Origin of the sequence: Streptomyces sp. NPDC057697, assembly GCF_042799335.1 — a bacterium.
Taxonomy (GTDB): Bacteria; Actinomycetota; Actinomycetes; order Streptomycetales; family Streptomycetaceae; genus Streptomyces.
On the sequence record NZ_JBHVJA010000012.1, the window covers coordinates 72,464 to 99,101 of the forward strand.

The window sequence follows — 26,638 nt, forward strand, 5'->3', positions numbered from 1 at the left end:
CCTCCGCCTTGTGATCGCACGCACCGGACGCCGCACGGCCCGGCCTCCGGCCGGACGACCGCGGTGTGAAGACAGGGCCTAGTCCTTCCCGGGAACCAGCAATTCGCCGGGGTCGGCCACGACCACATCGGCGCCATGGCGGCGCAGCCCGGCCGAGTTGCCCCCGGCGGCGGTCCGGTCCACCCCCACCACCAGCCCGAACCCGCCCCGTCGGCCCGCCTCGACCCCGGCCAGCGCGTCCTCCAGCACGGCCGCGTCCCGCGCCGGAACGTCCAGCCGCCGGGCAGCCTCCAGGAAGAGCGCCGGATCCGGTTTGCCCGGAAGCCCCAGGCGGCGTGCCTCCTCGCCGTCCACCACGCTCCGGAAGAGGCCGATCACGTCCGCCGCGGTCATCAGCTCCGTCGCGTGGCGGGACGCCGAGACCGCGGCACAGGGCATCCGCTCACGCCCCAGCGCGCGCAGCAGCCGGACCGTACCGGGCCAGGCCGGGACCCCGTGTGCGCGCACGCCCGCGGTGAACAGTTCCTCCTTGCGGGCCGCCACGGCCCACACCGTGGCGGTGCCCGGCAGGTCGTCGGGCCCGCCGAGAGGCAGACGCACCCCTCGGGAGGCCAGGAATCCCGCCGCCCCGTCCAGCCGCGACCGGCCGTCGACATGGCGCAGATAGTCGCCCACCGGATCGAACGGGCGCTGTCCGCCCACGGCCGACAGACAGGCGTCGAAGGCGCCCTGCCAGGCCGCGGCATGGAGCCGGGCGGAATCGATGACCACGCCGTCGGTGTCGAAGACCACGGCCCGCAGCGGGCGCAGACAGGCTGCCAGGGACGGTGTGCCGCGCATGACGGATCCCTTCGTCAGGGAGCCCTTTCCATGGCATCACGGTTGTCGGCCGAGGGCGCGCCGACCACGAGGGGCGGCCTCACCGCCTGCCTGCCTGCCCGTCCGGACGGCCGGACCGCCGCCGCACCGGGCCGCGGGCCTCCCGCCCACGGCGAGCGTTTGCCGCCCCCGGCGGTCGGCGCGAGGCTGGACACATGGAGGGTGTGCCGACTTCGGGGACGCTGACCGGGTGGGCCGTGGAGAGGCCCGGCCCGATCGGGGACGGGCCGCTGGTGCGTGTGCGGCGGGCGACACCCCCGCCGGGGCCGGGCGAACTGCTGCTGGCGGTGGAGGCGTGCGGGGTGTGCCGTACCGACCTGCACCTCTCCGAGGGCGACCTGAGCCCGCACCGGGCATCGACCGTTCCCGGCCATGAGATCGTCGGCCGGGTGACCGCCGTCGGTGAGGCCGTGACGGGGTTCAGGGTCGGTGACCGGGTCGGCGGGGCGTGGCTGCGCAGCACCTGCGGCCACTGCCGCTACTGCCGGGCGGGCCGTGAGAACCTCTGCCCGGCCTCCCTCTACACCGGCTGGGACGCGGACGGGGGGTTCGCCGACACCACCCTCGTACCGGCCGACTACGCCTACCGGCTCCCGGACGACCAGGACGCCTCGGCGCTGGCGCCGCTGCTGTGTGCCGGGATCATCGGATACCGGGCCCTGCGCCGCAGCGCCCTGCCGCCGGGCGGACGGCTCGGGATCTACGGCTTCGGGGCCTCGGCCCATCTGGCGGCGCAGGTCGCCCTGGCCGAAGGGGCGACCGTGCACGTACTGACCCGCTCGGCACGGGCCCGTGAACTCGCGCTCGGCCTGGGGGCCTCCTCCGCGGGCGGCGCGTACGACCGCCCGCCCGAACCCCTGGACTCCGCGATCCTGTTCGCGCCGGTCGGTGATCTGGTGCCCGTGGCCCTGGAGGCACTGGACCGCTCGGGGACGCTCGCCGTCGCGGGCATCCACCTCACCGACATTCCGGTGCTCAACTACCAGCGCCACCTCTTCGAGGAACGCGATCTGCGCAGCGTCACCTCCAACACCCGGCAGGACGGCCGGGACTTCCTGGACACGGCCGCACGGATCGGCATACGCGTCACCGTCAGCCCGTACCCGCTGAGCCGCGCCGACCAGGCCCTGAGGGACCTGTCCGCCGACCGGGTCGACGGCGCCGCCGTCCTCGTCCCGGGCTGATCCGCCCCGGGGCCGGGCAGCGACCACCACCCCCGACTCGGTCCCGGGCCCCCTCCGCATCTCCTGATGTCCGCTTTCCGGCCGGCACTCCTCGAAAGGCGAGTCGCATGCATCACCGAACAGTCGCTGAGCTGATGACCCGGGACGTCGTTCGGGCGCGGCGTGACCTGCCGTTCAAGGAGATCGTCGCACTGCTGGCGGAGAACGCCGTCGCCGCGGTTCCCGTGGTGGACGAACTGGACCGGCCCATGGGCGTGGTGTCCGAGGCCGACCTGCTGCGCAAGTCCGCGGACGCGTCCGACCCGACCGGCCGGACACCGATCCCCTGCCTGGAGGCGTGGGAGCGGGCCAAGGCCGAAGGGGCCCGCGCCGAGGAACTGATGTCCGCTCCGGCCGTGTGTGCCCGTCCGGAGTGGACCGTGACCGAGGCCGCCCGCCTCATGGAAGTGCAGGACGTGAAACGTCTGCCCGTCGTGGACGAGACGGACAAGCTGCTGGGCATTGTCAGCCGCAGGGATCTGCTGCGGGTCTTCCTGCGTCCCGATGACGCGATCCGGGAGGAGATCGAACGGGACCTGTTGCAGCAGACGATGGGTCTCGCTCCCTCGGCGGTGACGGTCGAGGTGCGGGAGGGGGAGGTCGTCCTCGGGGGAATCGTCCCGTTCAAGAGCCTGATTCCCATTGTCGAACGGTTGTGCAGGAACGTCGACGGTGTGGTGTCCTTCGCTCAGAACCTGACCTACCGGACCGACGACCTGGCGAGTACACCCTCCAGCGGGTGAAGGGGCGGCCCGCCCGTGGGCCGTCACCGCTCTGCTCGACCGCGCCCGTTCGGCGGCGTCGTACGACCTGGACGTATGGCACGGGCGCGGGGGCAGGCGCGGGCGAAGCACATCGGCCCGGTCCGTCCACGAGGTCTACGACCCCCCGGGCGTGCCCGCCAGGACCTCCACCTTTCCGGTGTCGAGCGAGTAGTAGGCACCGACCACGGCCAGCGCACCCTTCTCCACGAGCGGTGCCAGGTCCTGGTTGGAGCGCAGTCCGGACGCGGTCAGCTCGACCTGCGCGCGGGCCATGGTCTCGACCGGATCGGAGCCGCCCTTCCGGACCGCCTGCTCGTAGGCCGGCCGCAGGGCCCTGGCGATCGCGTCCAGGTTGCCGGGCAGCGGCTTGCCGTCCCGGAGGGACTTGTAGGCCGCCGCGACGGCGCCGCAACGCTGGTGCCCGAGGACCACGACGAGCGGAGTGCCGCTCGTCATCGGCCCGTACTCCACCGACCCCGTGACCACCGGACCGACCGCCTCCCCTCCCGTGCGCATCACATAGAGGTCACCCAGTCCCGTGTCGAAGAGGAGCTCCGGCGGCACCCGGGAGTCGATGCAGGAGAGGACCGCCCCGAAGGGCTCCTGCTTCTGGGCCACGAACTCGCGCCGGTTCGGATCCCGGTCCGGGTGCCGAAGGTCTCCGCTCACCCAGCGCTCATTGCCGTCCATCAGTCGCGTGAACGCCTCGGCGGGCGTGGTCGGACGCGGGTTCGGCGACGCACCGGCCGCCACTGGTGCGGCGCTCGTCGATGTGCACCCGGTGAGCGCGGCCGAGGCGACCACGAGCCCCCCGGCGAGCAGCTTTCTGCGATCCGGATGTTCTGATCCGCCCATCGGGGGTGTTCCCTTCCGTCCGCCGAGACGGGTCCGTACCTCTCGGCCGGGGCGATTCTTCAGCGTCGTGCGGGAACACCACGACAGGCACGAGCGGCTTCGGCCCGCTGTGCCACCGACGGCCCACAGACCCGGTTCGCGTGGCCCGGTGTCCGGTGCGCGGACCGGGCCCGGGGGAGCGACAGGCTCAGCGCACCCCTATTCGGGCAGGTGGTAGACGGCCAGGGCCGCGGTGTCGTCGTGGAGGTGGTTGTTGCTGTAGACGAGGAGGTCGTGGTGGAGGCGGTCGAGGAGTTCCCGGGGCTGGAGGGGCTCCCAGGAGAGGACACGCCGGTGGAGGGGGTAGAAGGCTCCCGTGCGGTCGCGGGTCTCGGTGACACCGTCGGTGTAGAGCAGCAACTGGTCGCCGGGACCGAAGGGGTACTCGTCGATCCGGTAGTCCTCCGTGAGGTGCATGCCCAGGTTGAGAGGCGGTGCGGGGTCGGCCGTCTCCAGTTCGGTGACCCCGTCGGGGCGGATGAGGAGGGGCGGGGGGTGGCCGCAGTTGACGATGCGGACCACATCACGGAGGGGGATCTCCGCGAAGACGGCGGTGACGAAGCGCTCTCCCACCTCGTTCCCGGCCAGGAGGGCGGCCCTGCGGTTCATGCTCGTCTCCGCCCGGCGGGCGATGGCGGCGAGGTCGGGTTCGTCGTGGGCGGCCTCGCGGAAGGCGCCGAGAAGGGTGGCGGCCGTCTCGACGGCGGCGAGTCCCTTGCCGCGTACGTCGCCGATGACGATGCGGAGTCCGTACGTGGTGGGGACGGCCTCGTACAGGTCGCCGCCGATGCGGGCCTCCGCGGCGGCGGACAGGTACAGGTCTTCGACCACGAGGGGGCCGATGCGGTGCGGGACCGGGCTCAGCAGGACGCGCTGCGCGATCTCGGCCACGAAACGCACGTTGGCGAGGGTGCGTTCCCGGCGCACGCGGTGGGCGGCCAGGAACGTTCCGAGCACGCCGACCACAGCGGTGCTCAGGTAGGTGGCCACGTAGTGGCGCTCCCACACGTAGGTCACCGGGCGGCCCGCGCAGCACGGGGTGCCGGCCAGGACTCCTTCGAAGACGACCGCGAACACCGTGATCCCGGCGACGGCGCCGGGGCCGTGGGCGAAGGCCGCGACCACGGGAAGGGCGATGAGCAGGAAGCTCACCGGCCACTGCACGGGCGTGATGGGTTCGAGCACCAGGATGCCCACGACGTACAAGGCAGGCAGCCACCGCATCCACAGGGGAGCGGACGGCACCTGCGGGTCTCCGCCGCCGGGCGGCGCCGCCCGGTCACGCGCCGCCCCGAGGCGGCCCGGCCACCTCACCGCCTCACTCCGTCACCGAGCGAGCGGCGCGAGCACGGAGGCCGCCCCGTCGGAGGACGGAGCCGCCGCGTGGGCCTGCATGCGGACGATGCTCCTGGCGGCTCCACTCGAACAGCCTGTACACACGGGACTCCTGGCACATGATGTGGGCAAGACGTCCATCCTGCGGCCCCACGACGTTCCCGCCCGGCCATTGCTCCAGCCCATGGCATGTCAGGACCGTGGAACCGCGGGCTCCGCGCCCGGCGGGGCCCTCCGAACCCACGCCGGCGCCGTACGCCCCCGTATCCGCACCGGCACCGCGACGCCCCCCAAGCCCGGCGCCGTCACCTCACGGTGCCCTCCACCGGATACGGCACATAGGCCCGCCGGTCGGGATCGACGGCCAGCCGTCCGCCCGCCGGCGGCCGGGCGCGTTGCACGCAGTCACGGCGTTCGCAGATCCGGCAGCCGAGCCCGATCGGGGTGGCGGCGCGCGGGTCGTCGAGAGCGACGCCCTCGGCGTACACGAGCCGGTGGGCGTGGCGCAGTTCGCAGCCGAGGGCGACCGCGAACTCGGCGCGCGGGGCGTGATGACCGAAGCCGCCCCGTGCGACCGTGCGCGCCACCCAGAAATACCGCTTGCCGTCAGGCATCTCGGCGACCTGGGTGAGGATCCTGCCGGGCGCGGAGAACGCCTCGTACACGGTCCACAGGGGACAGGTGCCGCCGAGCCGGGAGAAGTGGAAGTCGGTCGCGGACTGCCGCTTGGAGATGTTGCCCGCCCGGTCGACGCGCAGGAAGGAGAAGGGCACTCCGCGCCGACCGGTGCGCTGGAGGGTGCTCAGGCGGTGGCAGACCGTCTCGAAGCCGACGCCGAAGCGGGCGGAGAGCAGCTCGATGTCGTAGCGCACCTCCTCCGCCGCCGTGTGGAAGGCGGTGTACGGCATGAGGAGCGCGCCCGCGAAGTAGTTCGCCAGCCCGATACGGGCCAGCGCCGGCGACTCGGCAGCGGTCAGCCCCGAGGCGTCGTCCGCCAGTTGGTCGAGGAGCGGGCCGTGTTCCAGCAGGGCGAGCTGGGTGGCGAGCTGGAAGGCGCGCCGGCCGTCGCTGAGCCATGGGGACAGGAACAGGAGCCCGGTCTCGGGAACGAAGCGCCGGGCGTCCCCGGCCCGCCCCGGCGCGGCCCGGACCACCCGGACGTGGTGGCGCTCGGCGAGCAGCGCCGTGAGGGCGTCGGCTGCCCGGCCCGGACGCAGCCCCCATGCGTCGGCCGTCCGTTCGGCCTCGGCGTCGAGCGGCTCGAAATGGTTGTGGTGGGCGTAGAAGAAGTCCCGTACCTCGTCGTGCGGTTCGGCGGGGGGCAGCAGAGCGCCGCCCGGCCCCGGGGACCCCAGGGCGGCGGCCTGCTCGACCGTGTCCCGGTAACGGCGGTGCAGGGCGACCAGGGCACGCGCCACGTCGGGGTGGTCGCGGGCGGCCTCGGTGATCTCCTCGGGGGCCGGCGGGGCCACCCCGCACGCCTCGTCGGCGAGCGCGGCCCGCAGATCGGTGGCCAGCCGGTCCTCGTCGGCCTCGGAGAAGAACTCCGCGTCGACCCCGAAGGCCTCCGCGATCCGCAGCAGCACGGAGGCGGTCAGCGGGCGCCGGCTCTGCTCGATCTGATTGGCGTAGCTGGTGGAGATGCCGAGGGCGCGGGCCATGTCCACCTGGTTCATGCCGTGCTCGCGGCGCAGCCGACGCAGCTTGGCACGGGCGTAGATCTTGCGGTCCGCTGCTTCTCGTGGCACGGCGCACATCCTTGTCACAAGCCGGGAAGTGGGGACATTCCGGTAGGGGATTCTTGCGAAGATAGCATCCGCCTTCTTCGCAGAATTCGCAGATTCGCAGCTCCGTGAGGGAAGGATTTTGCAGATTGGAGGGGTGGCCGGACGGACCGGGAGCGGGCACCGTCGATCACGTCAGCACCGAGAAGGACCGTCCGCACCCGCGAGGAGTCCCGTGATTGAGCACCACGTCCGAGTCCACCCCAGCGCCGCGAGGCTTCCACGCGAGGAACAACTCGCCTGGAAACTGGCTGCGGTGGCCACCGGCACCGAGGAACTGGACCCCGACAGCGCCGCCATGGCCGTCAACCGTGTGATCGACAACGCCTCGGTCGCCGTCGCCTCGCTGCTGCGCCGCCCGGTCGCGGTCGCCCGCGCCCAGGCCATGGCCCACCGCGCCGCCCCCGGCGCCCGCGTCCTCGGCACCGACGTCCGCGTCTCCCCGGAGTGGGCCGCCTGGGCCAACGGCACCGCGGTCCGGGAGCTGGACTTCCACGACACCTACCTGGCCGCCGACTACTCCCACCCGGGCGACAACATCCCGCCGCTGCTCGCCGTCGCCCAGCACACCGGCCGCACCGGAGCCGACCTGCTGCGCGGGGCCGTCGCCGCGTACGAGATCCACGTCGCGCTGGTCAAGGGCATCTGTCTGCACGAGCACCGCATCGACCACGTCGCCCACCTCGGTGCCGCCACCGCGGGCGGGCTGGGGGCGATGCTGCGGCTGCCGACGCAGACGGTGTACCAGGCGGTGCAGCAGGTTGTGCACACCACCACCGCCACCCGGCAGTCCCGCAAGGGCGACATCTCCAGCTGGAAGGCGTACGCGCCCGCCTTCGCCGGGAAGGCCGCCATCGAGGCCGTCGACCGGGCCATGCGCGGCGAGACGTCCCCGTCCCCGGTCTACGAGGGCGAGGACGGCTTCCTGGCCTGGATGCTGGACGGCCCGGAATCCGACTACACGGTCCTGCTGCCCGCTCCGGGCGAACCGCGCCGGGCGATCCTCGACACCTACACCAAGGAGCACTCCGCCGAGTACCAGGCCCAGGCGATCATCGACCTCGCGCGGCGGCTGCGCGAGAGGACCGGGCCGCTGCGGAACGTGCGCTCGATCGTCCTGCACACCAGCCACCACACCCACCACGTCATCGGCTCGGGTGCGAACGATCCGCAGAAGTACGACCCGAACGCCGACCGGGAGACGCTCGACCACTCCGTGCCGTACATCTTCGCCGTGGCGCTGGAGGACGGGACCTGGCACCACGAGCGGTCCTACGCCCCCGAACGCGCCCGCCGCCCCTCGACCGTCGACCTGTGGCGCAGGATCACGACGGTCGAGGACCCGGAGTGGACGCGCCGCTACCACGACCCCGACCCGGACCGCCGCGCCTTCGGGGGACGTGCGGTGATCACCCTGGACGACGGCTCGGTGATCGAGGACCAGCTCGCCGTCGCCGACGCCCACCCGGCCGGCGCCCGGCCCTTCGACCGCTCCGGATACATCGGCAAGTTCCGCACCCTCACCGAGGGCATCGTCGGCGAGGATGCGCAGGACGCGTTCCTGGACACCGCCACCCGCCTCGCCGATCTCCCGGCGGACGGCCTCGACGGACTGTTCCCGGCCGTCGACACCGACGCCGTCGCCGCGTACGACGCGAGCCTGCCGAAGGGCCTGTTCTGATGGTGCTGCACACACGGACCACACCCGCCGGACGCCGCCGGACCTTCCGCGAGCAACTGGCCTCGGGCCGGCTGCTGCGCATGCCCGGCGCGATCAACCCGCTCTCCGCCCGCCTCATCCAGGACACCGGCTTCGACGCCGTCTACCTGTCGGGCGCGGTGCTCGCCGCCGACCTGGGCCTGCCCGACATCGGCCTGACCACCTCCACCGAGATCGCGGCCCGCGCCCAGCAGACGACCCGCGCCACCGACCTCCCCGTCCTCATCGACGCCGACACCGGCTTCGGGGAACCGATGAACGCGGCCCGCACCGTCCAGCTCCTGGAGGACGCCGGACTGGCGGGGCTGCACCTGGAGGACCAGGTCGCCCCCAAGCGCTGCGGGCACCTGGACGGAAAGACCCTCGCGCCCCGCGAGGAGATGGTCCGCCGCCTCCGGGGCGCCGTCGACGCCCGGCGGGACCCGGACTTCCTGCTGATGGCGCGCACCGACGCCCGCTCGGTCGAGGGCCTGGACGCGGCGATCGACCGGGCGAAGGCCTATGTCGACGCCGGCGCGGACGCCATCTTCCCCGAGGCGCTCACGGACGCCGCCGAGTACGAGGCGTTCCGCAAGGCGGTGGACGTACCGCTGCTCGCGAACCTCACCGAGTTCGGCAAGACCCCGCTCCTCGGCACGGCCACCCTGGAGGACCTCGGCTACAACATCGCCCTCTACCCGGTGACGCTGCTGCGCATCGCCATGGGCGCGGTCGAGGAAGGACTGCGCACGCTCGCCGCGGAGGGCACCCAGGAGTCCCTGCTGCCGCGCATGCAGACCCGCGCCCGCCTGTACGAACTCCTCGGCTACGAGGAGTACACGGCCTTCGACTCGACGGTCTTCGACTTCACCCTTCCGCCCGGGAACCGGCCCGGCACCCGACCCACGGAAGCAGGCACCTCATGAACACCACCGCGCCCGAGATCCACCGCGGCCTCGCCGGAGTCGTCGTCGACACCACCGGGATCTCCACCGTCATCCAGGAGACCAACTCCCTCACCTACCGCGGCTACCCGGTCCAGGACCTCGCGGCCCGCCGCTCCTTCGAGGAGGTCGCCCACGTCCTCTGGTACGGCGAACTCCCCGGCGAGGCACAGCTCCGCGACTTCCGCGCCCGCGAACGCGCCCTGCGCCCCCTGGACCGCACCACGCTGGAACTGCTGGGCAAGCTGCCCGAGACCTGCCACCCGATGGACGTGCTGCGCACGGCCGTCAGCTTCCTCGGCGCCGAGGACCCCACCGAGGACGACGGCACCCCCGCCGCCAACCGCGCCAAGTCCCTGACCCTGCTGGCGAAGCTGCCCACCGTCGTGGCGGCGGACCAGCGCCGCCGCCGGGGACTGGACCCCATCCCCCCGGACCCCGGCCTCGGATACGCGGAGAACTTCTTCCACATGTGCTTCGGCAACGTGCCCGCCCCGGACGTGGTCCGCTGCTTCGAGATCTCCCTCGTGCTGTACGCCGAACACAGCTTCAACGCCTCGACGTTCACCGCGCGCGTGGTCACCTCCACCCTCTCCGACCTCTACAGCGCGGTCACCGCGGCCATCGGCGCGCTCAAGGGCCCTCTGCACGGCGGCGCCAACGAGGCCGTGATGCACACGCTGCTGGAGATCGGCGACCCGGAGCGCGCCGAGGAATGGCTGGCCGACGCGCTGGCGTCCGGACGGAAGATCATGGGCTTCGGCCACCGCGTCTACAAGCACGGCGACTCCCGGGTCCCGATCATGCAGGACGCCCTGGACCGGCTGGTGGAGCGCGCCGGCGACCCCGACGCGGCCCGGCTCGCCGCCCTCCACGCGGCCCTGCGGCATGCCATGGCCGACCGCAAGGGCATCCATCCCAACCTGGACTACCCGGCCGGCCTCGCCTACCACCTCATGGGCTTCGACATCCCGGTCTTCACACCGATCTTCGTGATGAGCCGCATCGTCGGCTGGACCGCGCACATCACGGAGCAGCTCGCCCACAACGCCCTGATCCGCCCGCTGGCCTCGTACGACGGTCCGGGCCGGCGGGCGGTGCCGGGCGCTGCGTAGGACTGCTCCTACCGATCACGCCGGGGGCGCCGGCGTGATCACCTCTCAGAAGTCCCAGTCGTCATCGGCGGTCTCCTCCGCCTTGCCCATGACGTACGAGGAGCCGGAGCCCGAGAAGAAGTCGTGGTTCTCGTCCGCGCCCGGCGAGAGCGCCGCCAGGATCTCCGGGTTGACCCCGGTGGCGTCCGCGCCGAAGCGCGCCGGGTAACCGAGGTTCATCAGCGCCTTGTCGGCGTTGTAGCGGACGAAGACGGCCACGTCGTCCATCAGCCCGAGAGGCTCGTACAGGTCGCCCGAGTACCGGAGTTCCAGCTGGTACAGCTCCTCCAGCAGGTCGTGGGTGAACTTCCGCATCTCCTCCCGCCCGGCCGGGTCCAGCTTCTCCAGGCCGCGCTGGTACTTGTAGCCGGAGTAGTAGCCGTGCACCGCCTTGTCGCGCAGGATCAGCCGGATCATGTCCGCCGTGTTGGTGAGCAGGGCATGGGTGGAGAAGTGCAGGGGGAGGTAGAAGCCGGCGTACAGCAGCAGCGACGACAGCAGCGTGGAGGCGACCTTCCGCTTCAGCGGGTCGTCGCCGTAGTAGTGCTTCAGGACGGTCTTGCAGCGCTGCTGGAGGACGTCGTTGTCCACGGCCCAGCGGTAGGCGTCGTCGATCTCCGGGGTGCCGGCGAGCGTCGAGAACACCGAGGAGTAGCTGCGGGCGTGGACCGCCTGCATGAAGGCGATGTTGGTGTACACCGCCTCCTCGTGCTCGGTGCGCGCGTCCTGGATCTGGACGATCTCGCCGACCGTCGCCTGCACGGTGTCGAGCATGGTCAGCCCGGTGAACACCCGCATGGTCAGGGTGCGTTCCTCGGCGCTCAGCCGCTGCTGCCAGGCGTTCACGTCGTTGGAGAGCGGGACCTTCTCGGGCAGCCAGAAGTTGGCCGTGAGACGGTTCCAGACCTCCAGGTCCTTCTCGTCGGTGACGCGGTTCCAGTTGACCGGACGCAACCGGGCGGCCGGGTCGTGGCGGTAGGAGGGAGGGGTGACCGAGGTGTCGGTCACGGGGGCGGGGGTGGTGGTCATCGCTGGTGCCTCGGGTTCGCGGACGGGGGCGGTCACAGGGTGCAGGACAGGCAGTTCTCGATCTCGGTGCCTTCCAGGGCCTCCTGGCGCAGCCGGATGTAGTAGAGGGTCTTGATGCCCTTGCGCCAGGCGTGGATCTGCGCCTTGTTCAGATCGCGGGTGGTGGCCGTGTCCCGGAAGAAGAGCGTGCAGCTCAGCCCCTGGTCGACATGGCGGGTGGCCGCCGCGTACGTGTCGATGATCTTCTCGTAGCCGATCTCGTACGCGTCCTGGAAGTACTCCAGGTTGTCGTTGTCCATGTGCGGCGCCGGGTAGTAGACGCGGCCGAGCTTGCCCTCCTTGCGGATCTCCACCTTGGAGGCGATCGGGTGGATGGAGGGGGTCGAGTCGTTGATGTAGCTGATGGACCCGGTGGGCGGCACGGCCTGGAGGTACTGGTTGTAGATGCCGTGCTCCCGCACGGACCGCTTCAGTTCACGCCAGTCGTCCTGGGTGGGCAGGTGGGTCCCCGCGTCGGCGAACAGCTTCCGCACCCGCTCGGTGGCCGGCTCCCACACCTGCTCGGTGTACTTGTCGAAGTAGGAGCCGTCGGCGTACGCGGTCTTCTCGAAGCCGTCGAAGGCGGTGCCGCGTTCGATCGCGATGCGGTTGGAGGCGTGCAGGGCGTGGAAGGCGACCGCGTAGAAGTACATGTTCGTGAAGTCGACACCCTCCTCGCTCCCGTAGTGGATGCGCTGCGAGGCGAGGTAGCCGTGCAGGTTCATCTGGCCGAGGCCGATGGAGTGGGAGAGGTCGTTGCCATGCGCCACGGACGGCACGGCGTCGATGTTCGACTGGTCGGAGACGGACGTCAGGCCGCGCACCGCCGTCTCGACGGTGGCGCCGAGGTCCGGAGAGGCCATGGCGGCGGCGATGTTGAGCGACCCCAGGTTGCAGGAGATGTCCCGGCCGACCTTCTCGTAACCGAGCGAGGCGTCGTACGTGCTGGCTGTGTTGACCTGGAGGATCTCCGAGCACAGGTTGGACATGTTGATCCAGCCGGGCACCGGGTTGGCCCGGTTCACCGTGTCCTCGAACAGCAGGTACGGGTAGCCGGACTCGAACTGCAGCTCCGCGATCGTCTTGAAGAACTCGCGGGCGCCGAGCCTGGTCGTGCGGATGCGCGGATTGGCGACCATCTCGTCGTAGTGCTCGCTCACCGACAGATCGGCCAGCGGCCTGCCGTACTCCCGCTCGACGTCGTACGGCGAGAACAGGTGCATGTCCTCGTTGCGCTTGGCGAGTTCGAAGGTGATGTCCGGGACGACGACACCGAGCGAGAGGGTCTTGATCCGGATCTTCTCGTCCGCGTTCTCCCGCTTGGTGTCCAGGAACCGCATGATGTCCGGGTGGTGCGCGTGCAGATAGACCGCGCCCGCGCCCTGCCGCGCACCGAGCTGGTTGGCGTAGGAGAAGGAGTCCTCCAGGAGCTTCATCACGGGAACGACACCGGACGACTGGTTCTCGATCTTCTTGATCGGCGCGCCCTGCTCGCGCAGGTTCGTCAGCAGCAGGGCCACTCCGCCGCCCCGCTTGGAGAGCTGGAGGGCGGAGTTGACGCCGCGGCCGATGGACTCCAGGTTGTCCTCGACCCGCAGGAGGAAGCAGGAGACCAGCTCGCCGCGCTGGGCCTTGCCCGCGTTGAGGAAGGTCGGGGTGGCGGGCTGGAAGCGGCCGGTCATCATCTCGTCCACCAGCCGGGAGGCCAGGGCCTCGTCCCCCGCGCCGAGGAACAGCGCGGTCGCGACGACCCGGTCCTCGTACCGCTCCAGGTAGCGGGAGCCGTCGAAGGTCTTGAGGGTGTACGACGTGTAGTACTTGAACGCGCCGAGGAAGGTGCGGAAGCGGTGCTCGTGGGCGTACGCCTGCCGGTACGCCTCCTCCACGAACTCCCACCGGTAGCGCCGGATCGGCTCCCGTTCGTAGTAGTCGTTCTCGATGAGGTGGTCGATCTTCTCCTTGAGCGAGTCGAACACCACCGTGTGGGGATCGACGTGCTGGAGGAAGTACTGACGGACGGCCTCGCGGTCCTTGTCGAACTGGATCGCGCCGTCGCAGTCGTAGATGTTCAGCATGGCGTTCAGCGCGTGGTAGTCCTTGCGCGTGCCGATCGGCTCGCGCGGGGCCGCGGGGGCCGTGACCGGCGTGGTGAAGGTGTTCATGCTGCCTGTCGCTCCGTCGTCGATGAGTGTCGTGTCCAAAATTCCCGCAGCCCTTCCCGTACGGCGCGGACATCTCGTTCCGTGCCCAGCAGTTCGAATCGGTACAGCTCCGGGACCCGGCACTTCGCCGAGATCACCCGGCCGGCCAGGCAGTAGTCGGCGCCGAAGTTGGTGTTGCCGGAGGCGATGACCCCGCACAGCAGCGCCCGGTTGGCCTCGACGTTCAGAAAGCGGATCACCTGTCTGGGGACCGCGCCGGCTCGTTCACCGCCGCCGTAGGTCGGTGTGATCAGCACATACGGTTCGGTCACCTGCGGCGTGCCCTCGTGGCGCGGACGCAGGGGGATGCGTGTGGCCGGCAGGTCCAGCTTCTCCACGAAGCGTCTGGTGTTCTCCGAGACGCTGGAGAAATAAACGAGTTCGCTCATGGGTCGCCGTCTCCTCTCGCTCGTTCCCGTCTCTGCCCGAGGACCGGGAGGGAGGAGCGGTGCGGCGCGTACGGCTGGGGACCGGGGGGCCGTGGAACGGTACGCCTCACCCGGGGCCGTGCGTATGCCACCCGGCCCTCCCTCGGGGCCTCGGAGCGCGCGCACCGCTGTCCGGTGTGCGCACCGGTGGCAGGTCTTCGGACTCACGGGCGCGTCTCGTGTCGTTCGAGACTCCTACTGGCCGTCGCTTCCCGGGCCCGATGTGTCGGGCCCAGTGCGTATGACGGCGGTCGTTCCCGCTCACCGCTGCGGGGCAGTCCCGGTCTTTCACCGGGTTCCCTCTTGCGACGCCGAGCACAGCAGTGCCCGGCGAACCACCAGCACCGCCAACACTACATCTGGATGGCCGTGTGCGCGCACACCCCAGATGTTGTGTCGCTGGCGAAAGTTAGGTATACCTAAGTCCTGCTTCGGTCGACGGGGGCGGTGCCGCCTGCTCGCGGGACATTCCGCCCCGACGACGGCACGCGCACGGCGGACGCGGGGCGGAGCGCGGCAGGACGAGGAGCGGCGAGGCGGGATGAGGGGCGGCGCGGAATCACGGCGAGGGGCGCGAAGCGCCGTACTCGCGCTTCACGCCCCTCGCCCGGCACGGCCGCGAGGGCCCGCCGGCCCCCGTGGCGGGTGCGGGCCCCTCAGCCCTGGTCGTAGGTGTGGAACCCCCGGCCGGTCTTCCGGCCCAGCAGACCCGCCTCCACCATCCGCCGGAGCAGTGGCGGCGGCGCGTGGAGGGGCTCGCGGAACTCCTCGTACAGCGACTCCGCGATGGAGACGACGGTGTCCAGGCCGATCAGGTCCGCCAGCTTCAGCGGGCCCATGGGATGGGCGCAGCCGTGCTCCATGCCCGCGTCGATGTCGGCGGCCGAGGCGAATCCGGACTCCGCCATCCGCACGGCGGAGAGCAGATAGGGGATGAGCAGGGCGTTGACGACGAAGCCCGCCCGGTCCTGGGAGCGGATGACCGTCTTTTCGAGTGCGCTGGTGGCGAAGGCCTCGATCGTGGCGGTCGTCGCGGCCGAGGTGTGCAGCGAGGGGACCACCTCGACCAGTGGCAGGACCGGGACGGGATTGAAGAAGTGCAGCCCCACGACCCGGTCCGCGCGGCCGGTCGCCATGCCCAGCCGCATGATCGGCAGCGAGGAGGTGTTGGTGGCGAGGATGGCAGCGGGGTCCTCGGCAATCTTGTCGAGGGCGGCGAAGACCTCGGTCTTGGCATCCGCGTTCTCGACGACCGCCTCGATGACGAGCTGCCGGTCGGCGAGAACGTCCAGGCCGCCGGTGAACACCGTCCGGGCGAGCGCGTCCCGGGCCGCCTCCCGTTCCAGTCTTCCGCGCCGGACCGCCCGTTCGAGGGACGCGGCCATCCGGTCCCGTGCCGTGCGGGCGGCCACCGCGTCCACCTCGCAGACCACGGTGTCCAGTCCGGCCCGCGCGCACACCTCGGCGATCCCGGCGCCCATCTGCCCGCCACCGACCACGCCGACGCGTGCGATGCCCGCGCTCATGCCCGCACCTCCGTCCGGCGCACGAGGTGGCGGCTGTAGGCGTCCGGGGTGAAGAACTGTGGCAACTCGCCTGTCATGGCCGTCCGTTCGAAGAGTGCGCGGATGTCGTCCACGGGCGCCCACGGGTACTCGGCGCCGAGCGCCGCGACCTCGTCGTCGAGCAGCACCCCGACGGTCTCCCGGTCGACCACGCGGTGCCGCAGCCACTGCCAGATCTGCACTCGGGCGATCTCGGCCGTGGCGGCGTCCTCCACCAGGCCGTCGATGGTGACCGTTCCCTGCCCGCGCAGCCAGGCGGCGTAGTACCGCAGGATGACGGAGATGTTGGTGCGCACCCCTTCCGAGGTGGGCGGTCCGCTGATCCGGCGCACGGACAGCAGGTCGGCCGGGCCGGCCTCGACGTCGTCGCGGGTACGGTCGTGCTGGTGGGGCCGCCCACCGAGGACTCCGTCGAAGGCCGCGCGGCAGACGGGAACGAGGGCGGGGTGGGCGACCCAGGAGCCGTCGAAGCCGTCCTCGGCCTCCCGCTCCTTGTCCAGGCGGACCTTGGCCAGGACGGCCTCTTCGGCGGCCGGGCCCTCGCCAGGCACCTGGGCGGCCATCCCGCCGATGGCGTGCGCGCCACGCCGATGACAGGTACGGACGAGGAGGTCGGTGCAGGCCCGCAGGAAGGGGGTGGCCGCCGTGACCCGGGCACGGTCGGGAAGGAGGAAGTCGGACCGGTGGCCGAACGTCTTGATCAGGCTGAACAGGTAGTCCCAGCGGCCCGCGTTCAACCCCGCGCTGTGCTCCCGCAGTTCGTAGAGGATCTCCTCCATCTCGAACGCGGCCGTGATCGTCTCGATCAGAACCGTGGCACGGACGGTGCCACGGGGGATGCCGAGCAGTTCCTGGGCGAGGAGGAAGACATCGTTCCACAGCCGGGCCTCGTACCGGTTCTCCAGCTTGGGGAGATAGAAGTACGGGCCGCGCCCGGCATCGATCTGCCGCTGGGCGCAGTGGAAGAAGCAGAGGCCGAAGTCCACGAGCGCGGCGGGGACGGGGCGGCCGTCGAACTCCAGGTGCTCCTCGTCCAGGTGCCAGCCCCGGGGCCGCACCATGACCGTGGCGGGTCGTCCGCCGAGCCGGGACCCCTGGCCCTCCTGCGCGGCGAAGCCGATACGTCCCTCGACGGCGTCGAGCACGTTCAGCTGCCCGCCGATGATGTTGTCCCACAAGGGCGCGGTGGCGTCCTCGAAGTCGGCGACCCACACCTGGGCGCCGGAGCCGAGGGCACCGGCGGCCGTCCGGCGGTCCGGCGGGCCGGTGATCTCCACACGGCGGTCGGTGAGACCGGGCGCGGGCGGCGCCACTCGCCAGGTGGGGTCGTCGCGCACTGCGGAAGTGGCCACGGGGAAGTCGAGGGGCGAGCCCGCCGCCAGCCGCAGCGCCTGCCGGCGCCGTTCCTTCATCAGCTCCCGCCGACGTACCGCGAATGCGTCGACGAGCCGGCCGACGAACTCCAGGGCGGCGGGGGTGAGTATCTCGTCGTGCCGCTGACCGGGCGCCGCGAGGACACGGACGGGGCGGGTGAGTGCGGTGAGGGACATCGGGCTCTCCTGAGGAGGGGATGGGGGCGGAGGGGGACGGGAGACGGCCCGTCCCCCTCCGCCCGGCCGAGGACAGGGCGGACGAAGGGCCCCGGGACCTGTCTTCGAAGTGCCGCCTGCCGTGCGGTGCCCAGCACGCACGCTCGCCGCGTGGTCGACGGAGGCGTCCCCGTACACCCGGTACGGGAACGGTCCTCCGCCTCGCGCTCGCAGGACACCGCAGGGCCCGGCCTCCGGCCGGACGACGCCACTTCGACGACAGGCCCTAGTGGAACTGCTCCTCCTCCGTGGACCCGGCCAGGGCGGTGGTGGAGGAGGCGGGGTTGACGGCGGTGGAGACCAGGTCGAAGTAGCCGGTGCCGACCTCGCGCTGGTGCTTGACGGCGGTGAAGCCCTGCGCCTGCGCGGCGAACTCCTTCTCCTGGAGGTCCACGTACGCGGTCATGCCGTGCTCGGCGTAGCCGTGGGCCAGGTCGAACATGCCGTGGTTGAGGGAGTGGAAACCCGCCAGCGTGATGAACTGGAACTTGTAGCCCATCGCGCCCAGTTCACGCTGGAACTTCGCGATCTGGTCGTCGTCCAGGGCGGCCTTCCAGTTGAACGAGGGGGAGCAGTTGTAGGCGAGCATCTGGTCGGGGAACCGGGCGTGGACGGCCTCTGCGAACTCCCGGGCCTGCTCCAGATCGGGGGTGCCGGTCTCGACCCAGATGAGATCGGCGTAGGGCGCGTAGGCCAGACCGCGGGCGATCACCGGCGCCATCCCGTTGCGCACCCGGTAGAAGCCCTCCGCCGTGCGCTCCCCGGTGACGAACTCGGCATCGCGCTCGTCCACGTCCGTGGTGAGCAGGTTCGCCGCCAGGGCGTCGGTACGGGCGATGATCACGGTGGGCACATCGGCGATGTCGGCGGCGAGCCGGGCCGCGTTGAGGGTGCGGATGTGCTGCGAGGTCGGCACCAGGACCTTGCCGCCGAGATGGCCGCACTTCTTCTCGGAGGCGAGCTGGTCCTCGTAGTGGATGCCGGCGGCGCCGGCCGCGATCATCGCCTTGGTGAGTTCGAAGGCGTTGAGCGGGCCGCCGAACCCGGCCTCGGCGTCGGCGACGATCGGCGCGAGCCAGTCCGTGGTGTCACCGGCGTTCTCGGCGGTGGCGATCTGGTCGGCACGCAGCAGCGCGTTGTTGATCCGGCGGACCACCTGGGGCACGGAGTTGGCGGGGTAGAGGCTCTGGTCGGGGTAGGTGTGACCGGCCTGGTTGGCGTCGGCGGCGACCTGCCAGCCGGAGAGGTAGATGGCCTGCAGCCCGGCCTTCACCTGCTGCACCGCCTGACCACCGGTGAGAGCGCCGAGGGCATGGACGTAGTCGAGCTCGTGCAGTTGGCGCCAGAGCCTCTCGGCGCCGCGCCGCGCGAGGCTGTGCTCCTCGCGGACGCTGCCGGACAGGCGGACCACGTCCTCGGCCGTGTAGGTGCGCTCGATGCCCTGCCACCGGGGATCAGTGGTCCAGCGGAGCGCCAGTTCCTCGGCCGCCTGCGTCCTCGCTTCTGCCATGGCTGTCACGGTCTCCTCGGTCTGTATTGGCTGCCAAGCCCGCTGCCCGGATGAACAGAGGTGGCACTGCGTGTCGTTCTACTGGGGGTGCGGCCCGCCGTCACCGGGAGGTGGAGCCGGGCAATGTTGCCGGTGCAGATCGCCGTCAGTGCCGGGATCTCCGGCAGCAGGTCGGTAGAAGGGCCCCGGTTTCAGGCTGTGACTGCCGGGTTCGGCGGGCCGCACTACGACTCTGGCACTGGCACTCAGTGCCAACAAGCGGGGACGTATGCCAACCTTTGCGAATCTTCCCGTCGCCTTTTGCCAAGCTTGCGAAGGGTGCGAACCCGGAACGTTCCCGTACGCTGACCGGGGTCGGATCCCGGTGCGGAGGAGCGGTTCGATGAGCAAGACGTACGCGGGAGCACGGCTGCGGCGGCTGCGCGAGGAGCGCCGGATGAGCCAGGCGGACCTCGCCCGGGTCCTGAGCATCTCCCCGAGCTACCTGAACCAGATGGAACACGACTCCAGGCCGCTCACCGTCCCCGTGCTGCTCCGGCTGACCGAGGCGTTCGGCGTGGATCCCGGGTTCTTCTCCGAGCGCGACACCACACGTCTGCTGGCCGACCTCCGCGAGGCACTCGCCGGCGAGATCGCCGACTCCCGGGTCTCCGCCGCCGACCTCGGTGACCTGGCAGCCCGGCTGCCGGGCGTGGCCAAGGTCCTTCTCGACCTCGGGCGCCGCAACCAGCAGCTCTCCGAGAGCCTGGCCGGGGCGGCGGACGGCAGGGACCGTGACCGGAGAACCGTCTCCTCGCCGCACGAGGAGATCCGCGACTTCTTCTACCGCCGCCAGAACTACCTGCACGAGACCGACCTCGCGGCCGAGCGTCTGGCCGGTGAGATCGGCATCCGGCCGGGCGAGGTGACCGCGGCCCTCACATCGAGACTCGCGAAGGCGCACGGTGTTCGTCTGGCGGCCGAACCCGGGGCGCGACTGCACCGCTACGACGGCGCGAGCCGCACCCTTCACCTGTCCTCGCGGCTGCGGCCCGGCCAGCGGGCGTTCCGCATGGCGACCCAGCTGGCTCTGCTGGAGCACGGAGCGGACCTCGACCGGACGGCCACCGAGGACTTCCCGTCCGGATCGCCCACCCACGCGCTGGCGCGTATCGGAATCGCCAACTACTTCGCCGCCGCACTGGTCCTTCCCTACACCGCCTTCCACACGGCGGCCGAGGAGGCCCGCTACGACATCGAGCGTCTCACCGACCAGTTCGGTCTCGGCTACGAGACCGTCTGCCACCGGCTGAGCACCCTGCAACGGCCGCGACTGCGCGGGGTCCCGTTCTCCTTCGTGCGCGTCGACCGGGCCGGCAACCTGTCCAAACGCCAGTCCGCGACCGGCTTCCACTTCTCCCGGGCCGGTGGCACCTGCCCGCTGTGGAACGTGTACGAGGCGCTCGCGAATCCCGGCCGGATCCATGTCCAGGTCGCCGAGATGCCGGACGGCCGGCGCTTCCTGTGGACCGCGCGAGCCGTCACCCGGCACCGCGGCGGCTGGGGCGAACCCGGCAGGACCTACGCCATCGGTCTCGGCTGCGAGAGCCGCCACGCCCACCGGCTCGTCTACTCCGACGGCCTCGACCTCACCAACTCCTCGGCCGCGACCCCCATCGGCATGGGCTGCCGCGTCTGCGAACGTCTCGACTGCTCGCAGCGGGCCGCGCCACCCCTGGGCCGTCCGTTGCTTATCGACCAGAACAGCAGCACCTTCGTGCCCTACCCGGTCGGGAACGACCGGGCCGCCGATTGACCCTGGCGGCGGTCGCTTCGCCCCGGCACACGACGGCAGTACGTGCGTCCGCAGACGGGAGGGCTACGGCTTCCCCTGAGGTCAGGACGGCGGGGTGATTGACCTTCCTCTCTTTTCTTCGCTACGCGATCAAATATTGATCGAACTTGACCGCTTTACGGGCAAGTTCGGTCAGTGTCGCGGAAGTCGAATCGAACTGACATTCAAGCGGTACGGCTGGAATCCATGCGGTCCGGAGATCACCTTGTAGAGGGACAGCGGTGTTCGATTTTCCGGGGCTAGCATCCCGGTATTCCGCTTCATGCAATTGCATGGCGGGATTGCATGAAGCGTCTGCCTGCGGGTTCGCCCCCTCCGGTGGGGAGGGCAGGCGATAAGTCGGATGATCGAACGCCATGGTAAGGAGAGGTACATGGACCGCTACCGCAACGGCATGTCTGCCGGTTCCATCGAGACGAAGTGGGTCAAGAGCAATATGAGTACGGCCAATGGCCAGTGCGTGGAGTTGGGCACGCTGGCCGGAGGTAGGGTTGCCATGCGGAACTCCACGGACCCCGACGGCCCCGCGTTGATCTTCTCCGCGCTGGAGATCGAAGCCTTCGTGGACGGCGCGAAGAAGGGCGAGTTCGACGCCATGTGTGTCAACTAGAAAGAACACAAAATAAGTTCGGGCGGACACGCTGTCTTCACCATGTCATGATGAGCCATGCTCTTTTATGAATGGAGAATGCGTGTCCGCCCGTCCTGACAACGTTTCGCTGTTTCCGCAGCCCCGGAAGCGGGAGCTCACGCCGACTGCGGCCGGGCTCGTTCTCGGCGCGGAGCTACGGCAGTTGCGCACCCGGTGCGGCCTCACGGCAACAGCCGCGGCCAAGCTGATCAACGCATCGACTTCCAAGGTCAGCCGACTGGAGAGGGCCGAGAGCCCGCCCGACAGGAGGGACGTCCGCGAACTGGCCGCCCACTACCGGGCGAACGCCGCCAAGACGGCGGAACTTGAGGAACTGACCCGCCGGGCCCTTGATCCCGAGTGGTGCGACCGGTACTCGGACTACACCGGCGAGTACATGATGCGCCTCATCGCGCTGGAGTCGGAGGCCCGCAGCCTCTGGACGTATGAGTCCAAGCTCGCGCCCGGCCTGCTCCAGACGTCCGAATACGCCAGGAGGATCATCACCGACGGCCTGCGCGTCTCGGAGGGCGATCAGGTCGAGCAGCGCGTCGCCCTGCGAGAGGAACGCCAGAGGCGCTTCTTCGACCAGGACGACCCGCCGCGCGGCACCTTCCTCCTCGATGAGTCCGTGCTGCTCCGTCAGGTCGGGACGCCACAGATCATGGCCGGCCAGCTGCACAAGCTGGAGAGCTTCATCGACAGACCCGGCGTCACGATCCTCTTCGTGCCCCTGAACGGCGCCTTCGTCTCCAACTACAATTCCATGACCCATCTGGCGTTCGGCCAGGGCGGGCCTCCTCCGATGGTCTATGTCGAAGGCGACGACGAGGCGACCTACATCGTGAAGACCGAGGACGTGGAGCGGCGGATGGAGTCACTGCTCCGACTCGGCCATGAGTCCGCCGCTTCCTGGCGCGACAGCCGGACCATACTCCGGGATGCCATCCGGCGTTACGAGCGATAGCCCCGGCGTCACTGCCTCGGCGGAACCATGGCCAGGCCGCCGTACTCCGTCCACTCGATGCTGCGCTGGCGTTGTTGCAGTTCTGAGCTCGGCCGCCAGTCCGTCACGTCCACGAGTCCGGGGCGCTGGACCACCAGACCGTCGAAGTAGTCGTCCACCTCCCGGCGTTCGCGTACACGGCCCCAGGAGTCGTGGGTCTGCTCACGCATGAACTCCGTGACGTCGTGGCGGAGCTGCGCGTCATCGCTGACCAGTTGGCAGATCACGAACATGCTGCCGGGCTTCACTCGCTCGACGGTCCGGCCGACGATGTCCTTCGGACGGTTCTTGTCGGGGATGCAGTGCAGTACCGAGTTGAACAGGACGCCGACAGGATCGCGGAGGTCGATGAGACTCGTGAAGTCGGGGTGGCCGAAGATGTAGGGCGTGTCACCCATGTCGGCGGAGATGATGGCGGTCCGGTCGTTCTCGTCCAGGATGGACCGGCCGTGGGCCAGGACGACCGGGTCGTTGTCGACATAGACGACCCGTGAGGTGTGGTCGACGGCCTGGGCGATCTGGTGGACGTTGTTCTGCGTCGGCAGTCCGGAGCCGAAGTCGACGAACTGCCGGATGCCGTGCTCCTCGGCCATGACCCGCACCACGCGTTCCAGGAACCAGCGGTTGTTCCGGGCCAGGGCCTTGGTGCTGGGCGCCGATTCGAGCAGCTCCTCACAAGCCCTCTGATCGACCTCGTAGTTGTGGTGCCCGTCCAGTAGGCAGTCGTACATCCTCGCTGCGCTGGGAATGGATAAATCGACACGCCTGATGTCTGTCAACGGACAGTCCCTCCCGGTTCGAGCCCCGTTTCTCGCCAGGGTTGCGAACCCATCGTAGAAGGGCAGCCCGAAGCGCACCACCGCTTCGTGAGCAATGGTGGCGAGGGGTGGCGCGAATATGGCGATTCCGCGTTGACGGTCGCACCAATATGCGAGAGGCGTTACAAAAGGGGCCTGTGCTCCTCCAGTTGTTCGAGTTCTGTGGTGGGCAGGAGCCGCTGGGCGGTCAGCAGCAGCACGGTGACCGATGCCGGATCGAGGCCCATCAGATCGGCGATGGCGTCAGGGTCCAGCCGCATCCGCCACCGCAGTACGACCGCGTCCGCGGCGTCGTGGGGCAATGAGCGGTAGAGCCGGGTCACGGCAGGAGCGGAACCGTCTGTCCCGAGGCTTCTCGCGTGGACCTCGGCGCTCAGCCGGCGCCAGGCATCGGCCGCCGGCTGAGCGCATCGCAGGTAGTTGTCCCATTGGCGCTCGACGGTGTCGAGCGCGGTGGACACGGCTGCCCGTGCGACGGTCTCGTCAAGCCTGGTGCGCGCGTACAGAAGGTAGTGGTCCTTGTGCAGTTGCACGAACGCGAGGAGGTCGAGCCTGCGCCGGCCGTTCTGGCCGTTCGGGTCGCTCTGCGATGTGAGGGGCATGGGACGGGGCCGGAGACGGCTGGTCGGCTGGGCGGGCGTGAGGGGTCGGCGGTGGATGTTCGTGGTGGCGCTGGGCGTCCGGGTGGGGTGATGAATCTCCGACACGGGCTCTTCCTCAAGTTCCACGCACCCGGGCGGCGCGGATGCGGTCCTCGCTTGTGCGCCGGACCTCTGGCAGCCAATGGGCCTCTCCTGGGCCGAGGCGGTCCGGGAGGGCGAGTGCCGGAGCTGTGACGGCCGCGCGGAACCGGCGGACGTGTCCGCTCGCGTCCCACGTGCAGCCGCTGAGCGTGCACGGGAATGTCGTCTTGCTCGATACCGCCACCACGAAGGCCGGTGTGGCGACGAGGTCAGCCGAAGAGGGTGAGGCCGGAAGCGACGTCCGTAACCACTGCGGATCGGTATCCGGAACTGATACCGTTCATTTGCCCGGAGGCTGGCTGATGTCGGCCTCGGCGAAGCAGGTCAGGCATTCGATTCTCCAGTCAGATCTATTCGCACCCTGGGTATGGCCGCAATCCATTTCCAGGGCGGGCGCCCCTCGTTGGGAACTGGTTCGACCGTACCGCGTATTGCCCCTCGAATGCCCGCCCAAGGGCCCCCGTGCAAAGTCAGATTTTCGGCGGGGCAGAATCATCGGGGTCGAGCGAAGAATCGAAAATACATTCCCGTCTGAGAATCCCGGGCGTCTCGCCCGAGACTTCATTCTGTGCGACGGGACTTGCTCGGACTCCGGCAAACCCTGCCCGCTTCCGCGTCCCGAGGCGTCCCGAGGCGTTCCGGCCCGCCGACGCCCGCGTCGTTTCAGGGTGTCGACGGTGTGGTTGTGATCTCTTCGCCGAACCCGGCCATTCTCGGGCGGGACTTGGCCCGGGACGGCTCGGATCTCGAAGTGGCCACCGTCGCCGGAGGACATCGAGGTTGGCGGAGGCGTCCGTGTCGTCGGCGCGGTCGGCGCGATGCGGAACAGTGCCGCCCCCAGCTGAGAGGCCGGTCGGAGGGTTGCGAGCGGGGTTTCCGTGCCGCTGTCGGAGTTGCCCGCCCGCCACTGGAAGAGGCCCCTCTGACCGCCCATGGCACTGCCGATACACCAGACGGCAAGGGGCTTCCCGTCGGCGGGTGGGGCAGCGCTTCCCGGAGGTGTACCTCGTACATGGCCTCGATCCGCCCGACCCCCTCGCGCACACGGGCCGGCCGCTCCACCGTCAGCGGGCCCGCGGCGAGCGCGGTGACCGCGTCCGTCCGCCGGTGCCGGCCGAATCCTCCGCCCCTGGGCCCTCGGGTCCCGAAACCGGTGACCAGTGCGTGCGGGAGGTAGCCGGTGCGTACGCCCGGCGCCCGGCCCGGCGTCCGGTACGGCCGCTCCAAGAGGGGTCTCCTTGCGCGTTCCTGTCGTACCGACAGCGCTCGGCAGATTCGTCACGGTCGGTCGAGCCGCCCGGGGGGCAATGGCTTCGACTCGAACTGATCTTCGCAAAGGCTTCATCTTTGTGTACAACCTTCCATGCTCGCTCCGGGTCTGGCTTGTCGGGTCAGTAGATCCATAGACCAGATTTGGGGAGCAAATGCGTATTCGTGCCGTTGTGGCTGCTGTCTCCGGCGCCCTGACCCTGTCCGCACTTGCCGTGCCGGCCTCGCAGGCGAGCAGCCCTGCGTTCGCGCCGGCGCGCACGGACGCCGCCCCGGTGATCAGCAAGGCCGTCGTGAACAGCGGGAAGCCGATCGTGCTCGGTACCACCGCCACCAAGAAGGTGACGGTGTCCGTCACCGCGTCCCACCCGTCGGGGATCAAGGACGCTCTCTCCTACATTTGGAGGGGCCGAGAGAGCAACCCGAAGCTGTACGACTTCGGGTTCCACCCGGAGGCGGGAAGGGCCACGTGCAAGGCCGCGAACACCACGACCTCCACCTGCACCCTCACCATCACGGTCGATCCCGGGTACCTGTGGAACACCAACGCCACGACCTGGCGGGTCTACGCCGGTGCATGGGGCAAGGACGGCAACTTCACCGAGAAGGAGACGTTCTCCTCGGTCAGGTTCCAGCGGCTGTCGCGGCTGACGGTCAACGCCTCCCCGGAGCCCGTGAAGAAGGGCGGCACCATCACGGTCACGGGCAAGCTGGACCGGGCCAACTGGGACACCCGTAAGTACGCGGGCTACGCGTCCCAGTCAGTCAAACTCCAGTTCCGGAAGAAGAACAGCAGCACGTACACCACCGTCAAAACGGTGAAGGGCTCCCACACCGGCACGCTGAGGACCACGGTCAAAGCGGTGGAAGACGGCTACTGGCGCTGGAGCTTCGCCGGTACGGCCTCGACTCCCGCGGTCAACGCCGCCGGTGACTTCGTCGACGTGAAGTAGCCCCGCAGCGTCCTGTGGCGGGAGAACCGAGGAGACCGGCGGACCAGGCCCTTCGTCGCTTCCGCGAGGGGCCTGCTTCCGCCCGGGAGCTACCGCGGTTTCTCGTCGACCCCTTCGAGGGCGCTGCCGACAGCAGTGTCGTGCTCCGTGGGACGACATCTCTCCCGCCCTCGGGTAGGCGCGCGTGTGCTTCGGCTGTCGGTGCGAACGTCCAGCTATCGGTGGTGAGTTGGGTGGATCCCGGCTTCCCGGTGGCATGATGCCGTACCAAGGGCAGTTGCCCGGTGTCCGGGTGATTCGGGGGTGTCATGGGAGCGGGTGGACTCGCCGCGGCCGCTGTCGGGGTC

General features: G+C 70.1%; 21 protein-coding genes and 1 riboswitch. Of the genes, 9 read left to right on the forward strand and 12 right to left on the reverse strand.

Annotation, left to right across the window (positions count from 1 at the left end; all coding sequences use genetic code 11):
* Nucleotides 1-78 precede the first annotated feature (78 nt).
* Complete coding sequence (locus ACFVFH_RS27305; protein ID WP_383773320.1) at nt 79-840, reverse strand: HAD family hydrolase; 762 nt, start codon at nt 838-840, stop codon at nt 79-81.
* Nucleotides 841-1,034: 194 nt separating this feature from the next.
* Between ACFVFH_RS27305 and ACFVFH_RS27310 the strand changes: the two genes are divergently transcribed.
* Both ACFVFH_RS27310 and ACFVFH_RS27315 read left to right on the forward strand, forming a co-directional pair.
* On the forward strand, nt 1,035-2,063 hold the full coding sequence (locus tag ACFVFH_RS27310; protein WP_383773322.1) for a zinc-binding alcohol dehydrogenase family protein: 1,029 nt from the start codon (nt 1,035-1,037) through the stop codon (nt 2,061-2,063).
* A 107-nt stretch (nt 2,064-2,170) separates the two neighbouring features.
* A complete protein-coding gene (locus ACFVFH_RS27315; protein WP_383773324.1) occupies nt 2,171-2,845 on the forward strand; it encodes a CBS domain-containing protein in 675 nt (224 codons plus the stop codon).
* Between the two features lie 135 nt (nt 2,846-2,980).
* Here the strand turns inward: ACFVFH_RS27315 and ACFVFH_RS27320 are convergent, their stop codons facing one another.
* From ACFVFH_RS27320 to ACFVFH_RS27330, 3 genes are all read right to left on the reverse strand, one after another.
* Nucleotides 2,981-3,721, reverse strand: a complete 741-nt coding sequence (locus tag ACFVFH_RS27320; RefSeq protein ID WP_383773326.1) for a carbonic anhydrase — start codon at nt 3,719-3,721, stop codon at nt 2,981-2,983.
* A gap of 198 nt (nt 3,722-3,919) precedes the next feature.
* Nucleotides 3,920-4,984: a PP2C family protein-serine/threonine phosphatase gene (locus ACFVFH_RS27325; RefSeq protein ID WP_383773676.1), complete on the reverse strand. Its 1,065-nt coding sequence runs from the start codon at nt 4,982-4,984 to the stop codon at nt 3,920-3,922.
* Nucleotides 4,985-5,400: 416 nt separating this feature from the next.
* The gene (locus tag ACFVFH_RS27330) at nt 5,401-6,843 is read right to left on the reverse strand and encodes a short-chain fatty acyl-CoA regulator family protein (protein ID WP_383773328.1); all 1,443 of its coding nucleotides are present in this window, start codon (nt 6,841-6,843) and stop codon (nt 5,401-5,403) included.
* Nucleotides 6,844-7,054: 211 nt separating this feature from the next.
* Here ACFVFH_RS27330 and ACFVFH_RS27335 point away from each other — a divergent pair, with 211 nt between their 5' ends.
* Genes ACFVFH_RS27335 through ACFVFH_RS27345 form a run of 3 tightly spaced genes read left to right on the forward strand, consistent with a single transcriptional unit; the run spans nt 7,055 to nt 10,637 of the window.
* Complete coding sequence (locus ACFVFH_RS27335) at nt 7,055-8,560, forward strand: MmgE/PrpD family protein (protein WP_383773330.1); 1,506 nt, start codon at nt 7,055-7,057, stop codon at nt 8,558-8,560.
* Nucleotides 8,560-9,504 carry a methylisocitrate lyase gene (gene prpB, locus ACFVFH_RS27340; RefSeq protein ID WP_383773332.1) on the forward strand — a complete coding sequence of 315 codons (945 nt, stop codon included), beginning with the start codon at nt 8,560-8,562 and terminating at the stop codon, nt 9,502-9,504. The genes ACFVFH_RS27335 and prpB overlap by 1 nt, the downstream gene beginning before the upstream one ends.
* Nucleotides 9,501-10,637 carry a bifunctional 2-methylcitrate synthase/citrate synthase gene (locus ACFVFH_RS27345; protein ID WP_383773334.1) on the forward strand — a complete coding sequence of 379 codons (1,137 nt, stop codon included), beginning with the start codon at nt 9,501-9,503 and terminating at the stop codon, nt 10,635-10,637. The genes prpB and ACFVFH_RS27345 overlap by 4 nt, the downstream gene beginning before the upstream one ends.
* A gap of 45 nt (nt 10,638-10,682) precedes the next feature.
* On the opposite strand, the gene nrdF is transcribed toward ACFVFH_RS27345, so the two are convergent.
* The 6 genes from nrdF to aceA form a co-directional block, all read right to left on the reverse strand.
* Complete coding sequence (gene nrdF / locus ACFVFH_RS27350; protein ID WP_383773336.1) at nt 10,683-11,705, reverse strand: class 1b ribonucleoside-diphosphate reductase subunit beta; 1,023 nt, start codon at nt 11,703-11,705, stop codon at nt 10,683-10,685.
* Nucleotides 11,706-11,737: 32 nt separating this feature from the next.
* Nucleotides 11,738-13,906: a class 1b ribonucleoside-diphosphate reductase subunit alpha gene (gene nrdE / locus ACFVFH_RS27355; protein WP_383773338.1), complete on the reverse strand. Its 2,169-nt coding sequence runs from the start codon at nt 13,904-13,906 to the stop codon at nt 11,738-11,740.
* Nucleotides 13,903-14,334 (reverse strand): class Ib ribonucleoside-diphosphate reductase assembly flavoprotein NrdI, encoded by a 432-nt coding sequence (gene nrdI / locus ACFVFH_RS27360; protein ID WP_383773340.1) that lies wholly within the window; start codon nt 14,332-14,334, stop codon nt 13,903-13,905. Before nrdI ends, nrdE begins: the two co-directional genes overlap by 4 nt.
* A gap of 170 nt (nt 14,335-14,504) precedes the next feature.
* Nucleotides 14,505-14,728: riboswitch (cobalamin riboswitch) on the reverse strand.
* A 301-nt stretch (nt 14,729-15,029) separates the two neighbouring features.
* On the reverse strand, nt 15,030-15,899 hold the full coding sequence (locus ACFVFH_RS27365) for a 3-hydroxybutyryl-CoA dehydrogenase (RefSeq protein ID WP_383773342.1): 870 nt from the start codon (nt 15,897-15,899) through the stop codon (nt 15,030-15,032).
* Complete coding sequence (aceB, locus tag ACFVFH_RS27370) at nt 15,896-17,488, reverse strand: malate synthase A (RefSeq protein ID WP_383773344.1); 1,593 nt, start codon at nt 17,486-17,488, stop codon at nt 15,896-15,898. The genes ACFVFH_RS27365 and aceB overlap by 4 nt, the downstream gene beginning before the upstream one ends.
* A 265-nt stretch (nt 17,489-17,753) precedes the next feature.
* On the reverse strand, nt 17,754-19,037 hold the full coding sequence (gene aceA / locus ACFVFH_RS27375) for an isocitrate lyase (RefSeq protein WP_383773346.1): 1,284 nt from the start codon (nt 19,035-19,037) through the stop codon (nt 17,754-17,756).
* Between the two features lie 382 nt (nt 19,038-19,419).
* On the opposite strand from aceA, the gene ACFVFH_RS27380 reads away from it, so the two are divergent.
* From ACFVFH_RS27380 to ACFVFH_RS27390, 3 genes are all read left to right on the forward strand, one after another.
* Nucleotides 19,420-20,832, forward strand: a complete 1,413-nt coding sequence (locus ACFVFH_RS27380; protein ID WP_383773348.1) for a short-chain fatty acyl-CoA regulator family protein — start codon at nt 19,420-19,422, stop codon at nt 20,830-20,832.
* A 433-nt stretch (nt 20,833-21,265) separates the two neighbouring features.
* Nucleotides 21,266-21,481, forward strand: coding sequence for a DUF397 domain-containing protein (locus tag ACFVFH_RS27385; RefSeq protein ID WP_383773350.1), 216 nt, complete (start codon nt 21,266-21,268; stop codon nt 21,479-21,481).
* A gap of 82 nt (nt 21,482-21,563) precedes the next feature.
* Nucleotides 21,564-22,469 carry a helix-turn-helix domain-containing protein gene (locus ACFVFH_RS27390; protein ID WP_383773352.1) on the forward strand — a complete coding sequence of 302 codons (906 nt, stop codon included), beginning with the start codon at nt 21,564-21,566 and terminating at the stop codon, nt 22,467-22,469.
* Nucleotides 22,470-22,477: 8 nt separating this feature from the next.
* On the opposite strand, the gene ACFVFH_RS27395 is transcribed toward ACFVFH_RS27390, so the two are convergent.
* Together ACFVFH_RS27395 and ACFVFH_RS27400 are read right to left on the reverse strand one after the other, a co-directional pair.
* A complete protein-coding gene (locus ACFVFH_RS27395) occupies nt 22,478-23,287 on the reverse strand; it encodes an SAM-dependent methyltransferase (protein WP_383773354.1) in 810 nt (269 codons plus the stop codon).
* 161 nt (nt 23,288-23,448) lie between these two features.
* Complete coding sequence (locus ACFVFH_RS27400) at nt 23,449-24,033, reverse strand: hypothetical protein (protein ID WP_383773356.1); 585 nt, start codon at nt 24,031-24,033, stop codon at nt 23,449-23,451.
* 1,460 nt (nt 24,034-25,493) lie between these two features.
* Here ACFVFH_RS27400 and ACFVFH_RS27405 point away from each other — a divergent pair.
* Entirely contained in the window at nt 25,494-26,291 is a 798-nt protein-coding gene (locus ACFVFH_RS27405; RefSeq protein WP_383773358.1) for a DUF5707 domain-containing protein, read from the forward strand.
* Nucleotides 26,292-26,638: the final 347 nt, after the last annotated feature.